The organism is Pseudomonas sp. 300, assembly GCF_055803035.1.
Map to the genome: position 1 here is coordinate 371,928 of NZ_JAVLRV010000003.1, position 12,224 is coordinate 384,151.

The window sequence follows — 12,224 nt, forward strand, 5'->3', positions numbered from 1 at the left end:
TACGGGGGTGACCCCGCCCTGAAAACGCAAAAGCCCCGCCCGGCGTGATGCCGGGCGGGGCTTTTTTCAGCGGTTACGCGAGCGCTATTACAACAGCGGGATCGAGTAGCTGACGATCAGGCGGTTTTCGTCCTGGGAGCGAGTGCTCGGCAGGTCGGTACGCCACATAGCGTTTTTCCACATGAAACCCAGGTTTTTCAGCGGACCTTCTGGTACGACGTAAGCCAGGGTCAGGTCGCGTTCCCACTCGGAAGCACCGTTAGCCAATTGCCCACCGCGAGCGTTGGACGTATCAATGTCATCGCCTTTCAGGTAGACCACACCGGCCGTCAGACCTGGTACACCGACTTTGGCGAAGTCATACGAGTAGCGTCCTTGCCAAGTGCGCTCGCCGGCACGGGCGAACTTCTGGATTTGCATGTCAGTGATGATGTAAGCCGAGGAGCCGTCGCCCTGGTTAATCCACGGGAAGTCACTGCTACCGTTGCTGACCTGATAACCACCACCGAAGGTGTGACCGGCAACGGTGTAAAGGAACAGGCCGCTGTACAGGTTATTGTCGACCTTACCTTTACCGTTTGGCGCATTGTAGTTGCCAGACGTGAAGTAGTTGGCGTCGTGACCGTTGGCACCGTCATCCCGGCTATTGAAGTAGCGCAGATCGGATTTCAGAACGCCCGGGCCGATTGCCCAGTTGTGAACCAGTCCCAGGAAGTGCTGCTTGTAGAAGTCTTCCAGGTTGCCGTAGTAGTACTGGGCAGTCAGGTCTTTGGTGATTTTGTAGTCACCGCCACCGTAATAAAATTTGTTGCTGTCGCGACCAGCCGCAGTGCGACCGTTGGCACCAGCGATCGACAACTCTTCGTTGTTGCTGGAGTTACGACCTTTGGCGTGCTCGATCTGACCACCGACCAGTGTCAGGTCCTTGATCTCGCCCGAAGTGATCTGGCCACCCTGGAAGGTTTGTGGCAGCAGACGCCCGTCGTTGGTCACGATGACCGGCAGTTTTGGCTGCAAGGTACCCAGCTTCAGTTCAGTCTGGGAGATCTTGGCTTTGGCAGTCAGACCCAGGCTGGAGAAGTTATCAACCGCTTCGCCGTTGGACTTGCTCGGGAACACAGTGCCGCCATAAGCGTTACCTGGGGTGCCATTGGCGTTAACGTTGCCGTTAGTGCCGCCGCCCGAATCCAGACGTACACCCAGCAGGCCGATGGCGTCGATACCGAAGCCGACAGTGCCTTGGGTATAACCGGAAGTGAAGCGCAGATCGAAGCCTTGGCCCCACTCTTCGTTTTTACTTGGGCTGGCAGTGCCGTCACGGTTATCCGTGTTGATGTAGAAGTTACGCAGCCCCAATGTAGCCTTGCTGTCTTCGATGAAACCGGCGGCGCCTGCCTGCTGCGCCAAAACCCCTACGGCCACAGCCAGGGCCAAGGTGGACTTGTTCATTGTTTCGCTCCTCTCGTTTCTAATTTTTCGGTCCTGAGTCGAATGCTCTGGATCCTGAAATGTGCGCGTACCGCTGACCGCAATCCGCTCGCCACTCAACCGATGCGTCTAAATCAAAGGTCTGACGGCGGCGAATGGGCCGGCATGGTAAACGTAAAAAAAATCAATTCATTCTTTTTCATTCCGTACGGGAATAAAAAACGGCGTTTTGATCGCCAAGGGACACTAGGTATCGGCCCCGACGGGATGCACTTTAGGGATTTATCTTAAAAGCTAAAAAGAATATTAAATTACTAAGCAATACCTAATTCGAATATGAAAAAATCGCAAAAAAAAAGCCCCGCCAATCGGCGAGGCTCTCTTGCGAAGCTTGTTACATGAAGCTGTAGGTGTAATTGAAGATCAGACGGGTCTGGTCTTGAGCAGCAATGCGTGACGAGTTCGTGGTCGCGTTCGGGGTGTCACCACGGTATGTGCCATGACGCAGCGTGGTGCCGAATCCTTTCAATGCGCCCGATTGAATCACGTAATCCACACGCAGGTCGCGCTCCCACTCGGTCAGGTCTTTACCCACGCCATTGGAAGCTTTGATGTTCTCGCCACGCAGATAGGAGGCGGAGGCCTTCAGGCCTGGAACGCCCAGAGAGGCGAAGTCATAAGTGTACTGACCGAAGGTGGTGTTTTCGCCTGCACGGACGAAACCGTTGATCATCGAGTCAGTGAACAGATAGAAGCTGGCGCCCGCCGCCCCTTCGTTGCGACCATTGCCATCGACCACGTTGCCCTGGTTCAGATAAACGAAACCGCCGTCGTCGCTGACACGCTGGTGACCGACCAGGAAAGCACTGCCACCCAAGGTGTAAGTGAACATGGCGCTCCAGGTCGTGTTATCAACCTCGCCTGGGGTCTTGGCGTAGCCGTTGTTGTTGTTGAAGCGATAACCCGCATCACCATTCTTGCCGTCGGAGCTGCTGTCGAAGTAGCGCAGGTCGGTCTTGAAAGACTGGTTGTTGCTGATCGGGAAGACGTGCACAAGGCCGAAGAAGTTTTGCTTGTAATAATCTTCCAGGTTCGCGTGGTAGTACTGCAGCGTCAGGTCCTTGGTAACCTTCCAGTCAGCACCGGCGTAACGGAACTGGTTGCTTTCTTCGGTACCGCCAGCCACTGCCAGGCCGGTGGTGTTCGAGGATGCGCGACCCGCTGCATGCTCAAGTTGACCGACGTTGAACGTGAAGTTGTCGATCTCCTTCGAGGTGATGGTGCCACCCTCGAAAGTCTGTGGAAGCAGACGGCTGTCGTTCGCGACCAGGATCGGCATGTTGGGTTGCAGCGCCCCACCCAGGTGAGCCTCGGTTTTCGAGAAGCGCGCTTTGACGTTACCCGCTACGCGGCTCCATGGATCGGATGCCGAGCCGTCGCTGTCGCTTGGGAAAAAGTTGTTGTTGTCCGGGTGATGACCGCGGCCGCCATCAAGATGGATGCCAACAAGCGCTTGGGCGTCAAAACCGAAACCGACCACACCTTGGGTATAACCGGAGAGAAAGTCGAACTTGAGACCTTCAGCAGTCTCACGTTGATCGTTGGCAGTACCTTCTCGGTTATCCGCGTTGAAATACATCGTGCGAGAACTGACGGAAGCCTTGCTGTCTTCGATGAAACCGGCGGCGCCTGCCTGCTGCGCCAAAACCCCTACGGCCACGGCCAAGGCCAAGGTGGACTTGTTCATTGTTTAGCTCCTCTCGTTTCTAATTCTTGTAGTCCTGGCCCCGAGTCAAACGCCCGGAATCCTAGGATTGGCGATTAGCGCCAGACCGTGACCCACAAGTCAATCGTAACCATGTGTGTCTACGACCATGGTCTAACCCCCGCCAATTCGGTCCATGCAGGTTTATGACCGCGTCAACAAACCTAAAAAGAAAGCTGCGATTCTTTTTCATACCCTTTGGGAATTGGCTCAATGAAAAACCGTTTCATAAGCTAATTCCCAAAGGGTATTTATTTGTATTTTGTTAGATCGATTAGATTTAAAGCATCCGCATTCAATCTCATCGAAGGCCATGCCATGACGACCAAGCGCGCACTATCCAATCCAATTGTTACAGTTTGTGTATCGGTATTTTTTTCTTTTTCGGCCCATGCCGCGAACCTCACCGTGGGTTATCAAACCGGCATTGACCCCAGCAAAGTCCCCCAAGCGGATGGACTGTACGAGAAAACCATCGGCCAAAAAATTGACTGGCGTCGTTTCAACAGTGGGCCGGAAGTAGTAACCGCCATCGCTTCGGGTGACGTACAGATCGGCAACCTCGGCTCAAGCCCACTGGCTGCGGCCGCCTCGCGCAATCTGCCGATAGTCGCGTTTATCGTTTCTGCCCAGATCAACGCCGCCGAAGCGTTGGTGGTGCGCAACGGCAGTGGCATCGACAAACCGGAAGATCTGATCGGCAAGACCATCGCCACACCGTTCGTTTCAACCTCTCACTACAGCTTGCTCGGAGCCTTGAAGCACTGGGGCCTGGACGCCTCGAAAGTCAAAGTGGTGAACCTGCAACCGGCGGAAATCGCTGCAGCCTGGAAGCGCGGCGACATCGATGGCGCGTTCGTCTGGTCGCCGGCTCTGGGGGAAATTCGCAAGACCGGCAAGACCTTGACTGACGCCGCACAGGTGGGTCAGTGGGGCGCGCCGACCTTTGAAATGTGGGTGGCGCGTAAGGAGTACGCCGAGAAGCATCCGGAGGTTGTCGCCAAGTTCGCCAAGGTGACGCTGGATTCGTTCGCCGACTATGCGGCGCATAAGGACAGCTGGACCGCAGATTCGGTGCCGGTCCAGAAAATCGCCAAACTGACCGGCGCCAATGCCGCTGATGTGCCGGAATTGTTGGCTGGTTCGGCCTTCCCGGACGCCAAGGCGCAACAAACCACCGCGCTGCTGGACGGCGGCACGGCGAAGGCGATTGGTGAGACGGCGAAGTTCTTGAAGGAACAAGGCAAGGTTGAGACGGTGCTGCCGGATTACTCGCCGTATGTCAGTGCGAAGTTCGTCACCGAGTAATTTTTTGCGCTTGCTTTGCCGCCGATCGCCAGCAAGCCGGCTCCTGCATGGGATCACCCAAAGGCTGCAGGAGCCGGCTTGCCGGCGATGGCAACGACACGGTCACAAGGTTTTTTCGAAGATCTTCGAATTACGCTGATAGTTGTACAGAGACGCCCGCGCCGACGGCAGGCGTTCAACGCTGCTTGGCACAAACCCGCGCTCGCGGAACCAGTGAGCGGTCCGGGTGGTGAGAACAAACAGAGTCTTCAGCCCCTGAGCCCGGGCCCGGGTTTCGATCCGTTCCAGCAGCTCATCCCCGCGACCGCCATGACGGTACTCCGGGTTCACCGCCAGACACGCCAACTCCCCGGCATCCGAATCGGCAATCTGATACAACGCCGCGCACGCGATGATCATGCCTTCGCGCTCGACCACACTGAACTGCTCGATCTCTCGCTCCAGCACTTCGCGAGAGCGACGCACCAGAATCCCCTGCTCTTCCAGCGGGCTGATCAAGTCCAGCAAACCGCCAACGTCTTCAATCGCGGCTTCACGCACGACCTCGAATTGTTCCTGCGCCACCAGCGTACCGCCACCGTCACGGGTGAACAGTTCGGTCAGCAGTGCGCCGTTTTCGACGTAACTGACGATATGACTGCGCGCCACGCCGCCACGGCAGGCTTCAGCTGCCGCATCCAGCAGCTCGGCCTGATAGTTGCTGCCAAGACGCTGCAAATGCGCCGGCACTTGTTGCGGGCGCAGTTCGCGCACCAGACGACCGTTTTCATCGATCAAGCCCATGTCCGCACCGAACAGCAACAACTTGTCTGCACCCAGATCGATGGCCGCGCGGGTGGCGACGTCTTCGCAAGCGAGGTTGAAAATCTCACCGGTCGGCGAGTAGCCCAACGGCGACAACAGCACGATGGAGCGCTCGTCCAGCAGGCGATTGATGCCTTTGCGGTCAACCCGGCGCACTTCGCCGGTGTGGTGATAGTCGACACCTTCGAGCACACCGATCGGCCGTGCGGTCACCAGGTTGCCGCTGGCCACCCGCAGGCGCGAGCCCTGCATCGGCGACGAGGCCATGTCCATGGACAGGCGCGCTTCGATGGCGATACGCAGCTGTCCCACCGCGTCGATCACACACTCCAGCGTTGCCGCATCGGTGATGCGCATGCCGTGGTGGTAATGCGGGGTCAGGCCGCGTGCAGCGAGACGGGTTTCAATTTGTGGCCGTGAGCCGTGAACCAGCACCAGTCGCACGCCGAGGCTGTGCAGCAGCACGAGGTCGTGGACGATGTTGCCGAAATTCGGGTGTTCCACGCCGTCGCCGGGCAGCATGACGACGAAGGTGCAATCACGGTGGGCATTGATATAAGGCGAAGCGTGACGAAGCCAATTAACGTATTCGGGCATGAACCTGGGCCTGTAATAAATAGCAGCCAAAAAATGGGCGAAACAGAAAACGCACAGCGGGCTGATGGTTATCGTCGGAACAGGCTTGGCAACACGCGAGCTCTCCTCATGAATACGGGTTTAAACATCGGCAATTTATACACTTTGTCGGTCATGACACAGACCCTGTGGGAGCGAGCCTGCTCGCGATGAGGCCAGACCAGTCAACATGGATGTTGAATGAAAGACCGCCATTGCGAGCAGGCTCGCTCCCACATGGATGGTGCTCAACCGACTGACTCTGGCGTTTGAGCCGGCGTCAGGCAGTAATGTTCGATCAGTTGACGTAATAGATGCACGGTAGGCTGCAAACGTGACATTTCGAGGTATTCCCCCGGTTGGTGAGCACATGCGATGTCACCCGGGCCAAGCACCAGCGTTTCGCAGCCAAGGCGTTGAAGATAAGGCGCTTCCGTCCCGAACGCCACTGCTTCGGCGCGATGACCGGTGAGCTGTTCCGCGATGCGGACCAATTCGGCGTCCTCGGCCTGCTCGAAGGGCGGCACTTCAGGGAACAGCGGCGCGTAATCGATCTTCACCTGATGACGCTCGGCAACCGGCTTGAGTCTCTGCAGAATCTCCGCGCGCAGCACCTTGGGGTCCATGCCCGGCAACGGACGCAGGTCGAATTCCAGTGAGCACTGGCCGCAAATCCGGTTGGGGTTATCCCCGCCATGGATGCAGCCGAAGTTCAGGGTCGGTGTCGGCACGCCGAACTGCGGATTGCGAAACTCACGCTGCCATAGCAGGCGCAGGCCCCGCAGTTCGCCAATCGCATCGTGCATGGCTTCGAGGGCGCTATGGCCCAGGCGCGGATCGGAGGAATGGCCGCTCTGACCGAGAATGTCGATACGCTCCATCATGATGCCTTTGTGCATGCGGATCGGCTTGAGCCCGGTCGGTTCGCCAATCACCGCTGCACGGCCCAATGGCCGCCCGGCTGCGGCCAACGCACGGGCACCGGACATCGAGCTTTCTTCATCGCAGGTGGCAAGGATCAGCAACGGTTGCTTGAACGGTTGGTCGAGCAAGGGAATGACGGCTTCGATGGCGAGGGCAAAAAAGCCTTTCATGTCGCAACTGCCCAGACCAACCCAACGGCCATCGACTTCGGTCAGCTTCAGCGGATCGGTCTGCCACAACGCGCCATCGAACGGCACCGTGTCGCTATGCCCGGCGAGCACCAGACCGCCGGGGCCGGAGCCAAAACTGGCCAGCAGGTTGAATTTGCCGGGGCTGACCTGCTGAATATCACAGGCAAAACCCAAATCACCGAGCCACGTCGCCAGCAAGTCGATCACCGGACGGTTGGTCTGATCGAGGCTGGCCTGGGTACAGCTGACCGATGGTGCGGCAATCAGCGCAGCGAACTGATCTTTCATCGATGGCAACGGCATCGCTGACTCCAACTCCCGAATTGAAGTCCATCATAGAGCCATCCAGCGACAGGAATAAACCGTCGCGGCGCGTAGGACGAACGAGTCCTGTACACTGCACGACCTTGGCAGCCACATATTCCCCCGGCTGCGCTCCCGATCCTGGATTTTCCGGCCATGCAGAAAGAAACCGAAATCAAACTCCGCGTCAGCCGCGAAACCCTCGCCGCCCTGCGCGAGCACCCGCTCCTGAAAAAACGCAACAAAAGTGGCTGGGAACGCCGTGAACTGATGAACCAGTACTTCGACACGCCTGAGCGCGACCTGGCCCGTGCCAAGGTGGCCCTGCGCCTGCGCCGTGATGGCGAAGAAGTCATCCAGACTCTCAAGACCCGTGGCCAGAGCGTCGCCGGTTTGTCCGAGCGTAACGAATACGACTGGAACCTGCCCAAAGCCAAGCTCGACGTGAAAAAACTCGACGGCGAATGCTGGCCTGAAGAGCTGGCCGAACTGGACAAGAAAACCCTGAAGCCGATTTTCACCACCGATTTCGTCCGCGAACGCGCCGAAATCGCCTGGGGCCGTGGCAAGACCAAAGTGGTCATCGAAGCGGCGCTGGACTTGGGCCACGTGGTGGTCGGCAAGCAGAAAGAAGAAATCTGCGAGCTGGAACTGGAACTGCGCGAAGGCGAACCGGCCGCGCTGCTGGAGCTGGCCGCCGAACTGGCCGCGACCCTGGCCCTGATGCCGTGTGACATCAGCAAGGCCGAACGCGGTTATCGCTTGTACGATGCCAACAGCTATTCGTTGAGCCTGCCGGCGCCGCAGATCAGCACCGAAATGCCGCTGGACGACGCGTTCGCCGCGTTGAGCTGGCATTTGCTGAGCAGCAGCCAGCGTCTGGCCGAGCAATATCGCTTCAACGGCCACTGGCGTCTGTTGCAAGACTGGGTGGAAAACCTCGCTGAATTGCGCGCCCTGCTGAGCAGCCTTGGCCAGGCCGCGCCGCGTCAGTCGACGCACGACCTGCGTCTCGCGCTGGATGCCTTGCTTGAAGACTGGCGCCCGCTGGTTCAAGCCGGTCTGGACGACGAAGACGTGCGCAAAGCGGCGCCGGAGCAGTTCCTCGAAGAACTCGAAGACCCGCGCTGGGGCCTGTTCTCGCTGAACACCTCGCGCTGGTTGCTGGCCCGCACCTGGGCCGCCGATCGCAATGTTCGCGGCAATCGCCAGGGCGCTGCACAACTGGGTAGCTGGTTGCCGCGCTTGCTCGGTGAAGAAGCGACCTCCCTGCAATTGCAGCGTTACCAGCAGCAGCCGGAAGATCTGGCCGAGCAACTGCCGCGCATCGAGCGCATCCAGGCCTGGCTGCACCACGCCCGCAACGTGCTGGAAATCCCGGAAATGGATCGACTGTACGGCGAGCTGAAGCAGCTTGCGCAGCTGGCCAACGAGCCGATCACCGAAGAATCGCTGGACGCGCGCAAGCAGCAGGCGATTGCCGTGTATCAGAATCGTGCCTGGAAAATGCTGCTGCGCATGTAAGACCGCCATCGCCAGCAGGCTGGCTCCCACATTGAATTTGTGCAAGCCACAAAACCAGTGTGGGAGCGAGCCTGCTAGCGATGAGGCCCGCACATTCACCACAACATCTTCAGACCGGCAAGCTGGTGGTCGACTTGATTTCCGACAACGCCACAATCGAGTTCACCTCCTGAATCCCCGGCACCATCGACAGCTTCTCAAAGAAAAACCGCTCATACGCCTCGATGTCCGCCGTGACAATCCGCAACAAGAAATCCACCGACCCCATCAGCACATAACACTCCAGCACTTCGGGAAAACCGCGAATCGCTTCGGTGAACTCCGTGAAGTTCGAACGCCCATGTGCGTTGAGTTTGACCTCGGCAAAAATCTGCGTGTTGAGCCCGATCTTCTTCCGGTCCAGCAGCGTCACCTGACCGCGAATGATCCCCTCCTCCTTCATCCGCTGAATCCGCCGCCAGCACGGCGACTGCGAGAGCCCCACCTGCTCGGCGATCTGCGCGCTGGAGAGCGAAGCGTCCTCTTGCAGCAACGCCAGAATCTTGCGGTCGTAGCCATCCAGCTCGCTTTGCATAGAAAAACCTGTAATCGATGTCTTGTTGAATAGTACGATTCGATAAATCGCCAATAAGCCCCATCATAGATAAGAAATGCCCGGCATCGAATGTAAAAATTCCTCCAGTGATTTTGGAGACCAACCATGCCGCATCTTGAAGCCGTCAACACCCCGCCCACCCGCGCTGATGTCTGGAACGCCAGCAACGCTCACTGTCGCGTGCACTATCAGTTGCTGGCCGAAGCCGAACCGGACCTGCTGTGTCGGGCGCTCAATCTGTTCGCGTTGCAGTGCCTGACCCCGCAACAGGTCAATGTGCAGCGCACGGGCGATCTGCTGGCAATCGACATCGTCATGGACGAGCTGAGCTGGCACCGTGCTCAAGTGATCGCGGAAAAATTGCGTAACCTGATCAGCGTCTGCTCGGTGGACCTGCAAGCGTCTGATTCCGCGTGGGTTGAAGCCGCTCAGGCGGCTGGCTGAAAAAACTCGATACGGCTTCGTCGGGTAGTGGCCCAACGGTCGGCAGGTCCGCGACTATCCTTTGCGAACTGTTGTTCACGAGGAGCCCGCATGTCCGTTCAACTTGCCCTTCAGGACCGCTGGCTGGATCTCAATGATTTGCTGCGCGAACTGGTCGCCCAGGGCTTTATCAGCCAGGACTCGGCCGAGCACGCGCTGAATGCCCGCCGCCGTCACGCCGCCAATGGCCAGATGCATCCGCTGGAGTTCATCGCCAGCCAACAGCTGGACGACCTCAGCCGTCCCGGCAAACACCTTGACCTGGAAAGCCTGACCCTGTGGTTGTCGCAGCAGGCCGGTCAGCCTTACCTGCGCATCGATCCGCTGAAAATCAACGTTGCGGCCGTTACGCCACTGATGTCCTACGCCTTCGCCCAGCGCCACAAGATTCTCGCGGTGTCCATCGATCGCGACGCGGTGACCGTGGCCAGCGCCCAGCCCTACGTCAAAGGCTGGGAAGCCGACCTGACCCACGTGTTGAAGCTGCCGATCAAGCGTGTAGTGGCCAACCCGGTGGATATCCAGCGCTTCAGCGTGGAGTTTTTTCGCTTGGCCAAATCGGTCAGCGGTGCGACCAACGCCGATCAACAGACCAGCACCCTGGGCAACTTCGAACAGCTGCTCAATCTTGGCGCCAGCGATCAGGAGCCGGACGCCAACGACGCGCACATCGTCAATATTGTCGATTGGCTGTTCCAGTACGCCTTCCAGCAGCGTGCCAGCGATATCCACATCGAGCCCCGGCGCGAGCAGGGCACTGTGCGTTTTCGCATCGACGGTGTGTTGCACAACGTCTATCAATTCCCGCCGCAGGTGACCATGGCAATTGTCAGTCGCCTGAAGAGCCTCGGGCGGATGAACGTCGCGGAAAAACGCAAACCCCAGGACGGCCGGGTCAAGACCAAAACCCCGGACGGGGGTGAAGTCGAACTGCGGCTGTCGACGCTGCCGACGGCGTTCGGCGAAAAAATGGTCATGCGAATCTTCGACCCGGAGGTGCTGCTCAAGGATTTCGATCAACTGGGTTTCTCCGCCGAAGACTTGCGCCGCTGGCAGGACATGACGACCCAGCCCAACGGCATCATCCTCGTGACCGGGCCTACCGGTTCGGGCAAGACCACCACGCTCTACACCACGTTGAAGAAACTGGCGACACCGGAGGTCAACCTCTGCACCATCGAAGACCCGATCGAAATGGTGGAACCGGCGTTCAACCAGATGCAGGTCCAGCACAACATCGACCTGACCTTCGCCGCCGGGGTGCGCGCACTGATGCGACAGGACCCGGACATCATCATGATCGGCGAGATCCGTGACCTGGAGACGGCTGAAATGGCGATTCAGGCCGCGCTCACGGGCCACCTGGTGCTATCGACGCTGCACACCAATGACGCACCCAGCGCCATCAGCCGCCTGCTGGAACTCGGCGTACCGCATTACCTGATCAAGGCCACGGTGCTCGGCGTCATGGCGCAGCGACTGGTCAGAACGTTGTGCCCGCACTGCAAGGCACCGCAGACACTGAGCGAAGAAGACTGGCAAACCCTGACCAAACCCTGGCAGGCACCGCTGCCGGGCAATGCCCAGCGCGCCATCGGCTGTCTGGAGTGCCGCGACACCGGCTATCGCGGTCGCGCCGGGGTGTACGAAATCATGCAACTGACCGATGGCCTCAAAGCGCTGATCAACCCCGACACCGATCTGCTGGCGATCCGGCGCCAGGCGTTCAAGGAGGGCATGCGCAGTTTGCGACTGTCGGGCGCACAGAAAGTCGCCGCGGGTTTGACAACGATCGAGGAGGTGCTGCGGGTGACGCCGCAGAGTGAGCAGAAGTAGCGGCTGCCGTGATGGAACTCGACAGGGCCATTGGCAATCCAACCCCGTAGTTAACCCAGTGGAGTCACCCATCATGCGTCTCAAACTTGCTGTCGCTACCATCGCCCTGTTGTCCCTTCCAGTCGGTTCGGCAATGGCCGACAGCTTTTGGCGTAACGTCATTTCATCCGGTGCAACCACCGGCTCGACTTACCTGACGTTCAAGGATCACAAACTGATCATTGCCGCCCAGGACGATGCCGGCAGTTTCGTCGCCAGCGACGGCGGCATCCGCGGCCCTTACCTGGAAGCCGCAATGCAGAAAGTCCGCGCAGACAACCCGGGCCTGCAAGCCACGGACATGGAACTGGCGAACGCGATCCTGGCGAAGAATGCCGTCGCTTCCGAGTAAGCTTTTCAGCCGAACAAAATGCCGCTCAACCGAGCGGCATTTTTATGCCCAACACAA

The 12,224-nt window shown here is 58.7% G+C and carries 10 protein-coding genes; 5 read left to right on the plus strand and 5 right to left on the minus strand.

What is annotated here, in order from left to right; translation table 11 throughout:
* Nucleotides 1–87: 87 nt before the first annotated feature.
* Nucleotides 88–1,449: an OprD family porin gene (locus Q7W83_RS27090; RefSeq protein ID WP_473658072.1), complete on the minus strand. Its 1,362-nt coding sequence runs from the start codon at nt 1,447–1,449 to the stop codon at nt 88–90.
* A 373-nt stretch (nt 1,450–1,822) separates the two neighbouring features.
* Entirely contained in the window at nt 1,823–3,175 is a 1,353-nt protein-coding gene (locus tag Q7W83_RS27095; RefSeq protein WP_473658074.1) for an OprD family outer membrane porin, read from the minus strand.
* A gap of 336 nt (nt 3,176–3,511) precedes the next feature.
* Between Q7W83_RS27095 and tauA the strand changes: the two genes are divergently transcribed.
* Nucleotides 3,512–4,501: a taurine ABC transporter substrate-binding protein gene (gene tauA / locus Q7W83_RS27100; RefSeq protein WP_473658078.1), complete on the plus strand. Its 990-nt coding sequence runs from the start codon at nt 3,512–3,514 to the stop codon at nt 4,499–4,501.
* A gap of 102 nt (nt 4,502–4,603) precedes the next feature.
* Here the strand turns inward: tauA and argA are convergent, their stop codons facing one another.
* Both argA and argE read right to left on the minus strand, forming a co-directional pair.
* On the minus strand, nt 4,604–5,902 hold the full coding sequence (gene argA, locus Q7W83_RS27105; RefSeq protein ID WP_150632113.1) for an amino-acid N-acetyltransferase: 1,299 nt from the start codon (nt 5,900–5,902) through the stop codon (nt 4,604–4,606).
* Nucleotides 5,903–6,168: 266 nt separating this feature from the next.
* Nucleotides 6,169–7,338: an acetylornithine deacetylase gene (gene argE, locus Q7W83_RS27110; RefSeq protein WP_150632112.1), complete on the minus strand. Its 1,170-nt coding sequence runs from the start codon at nt 7,336–7,338 to the stop codon at nt 6,169–6,171.
* A gap of 156 nt (nt 7,339–7,494) precedes the next feature.
* On the opposite strand from argE, the gene Q7W83_RS27115 reads away from it, so the two are divergent.
* Nucleotides 7,495–8,862, plus strand: a complete 1,368-nt coding sequence (locus tag Q7W83_RS27115) for a CYTH domain-containing protein (RefSeq protein ID WP_150632111.1) — start codon at nt 7,495–7,497, stop codon at nt 8,860–8,862.
* A gap of 109 nt (nt 8,863–8,971) precedes the next feature.
* On the opposite strand, the gene Q7W83_RS27120 is transcribed toward Q7W83_RS27115, so the two are convergent.
* Nucleotides 8,972–9,436 (minus strand): Lrp/AsnC family transcriptional regulator, encoded by a 465-nt coding sequence (locus tag Q7W83_RS27120; protein ID WP_008024235.1) that lies wholly within the window; start codon nt 9,434–9,436, stop codon nt 8,972–8,974.
* Nucleotides 9,437–9,562: 126 nt separating this feature from the next.
* Between Q7W83_RS27120 and Q7W83_RS27125 the strand changes: the two genes are divergently transcribed.
* The 3 genes from Q7W83_RS27125 to Q7W83_RS27135 all read left to right on the plus strand — a co-directional run bounded on the left by Q7W83_RS27125 (nt 9,563) and on the right by Q7W83_RS27135 (nt 12,167).
* Nucleotides 9,563–9,901: a hypothetical protein gene (locus Q7W83_RS27125; RefSeq protein ID WP_150632110.1), complete on the plus strand. Its 339-nt coding sequence runs from the start codon at nt 9,563–9,565 to the stop codon at nt 9,899–9,901.
* A 90-nt stretch (nt 9,902–9,991) separates the two neighbouring features.
* Nucleotides 9,992–11,776 (plus strand): type IV pilus assembly ATPase TfpB, encoded by a 1,785-nt coding sequence (gene tfpB / locus Q7W83_RS27130; RefSeq protein WP_150632109.1) that lies wholly within the window; start codon nt 9,992–9,994, stop codon nt 11,774–11,776.
* A 73-nt stretch (nt 11,777–11,849) separates the two neighbouring features.
* Entirely contained in the window at nt 11,850–12,167 is a 318-nt protein-coding gene (locus Q7W83_RS27135; RefSeq protein WP_134420813.1) for a DUF2388 domain-containing protein, read from the plus strand.
* The last annotated feature ends 57 nt before the right edge of the window (nt 12,168–12,224 follow it).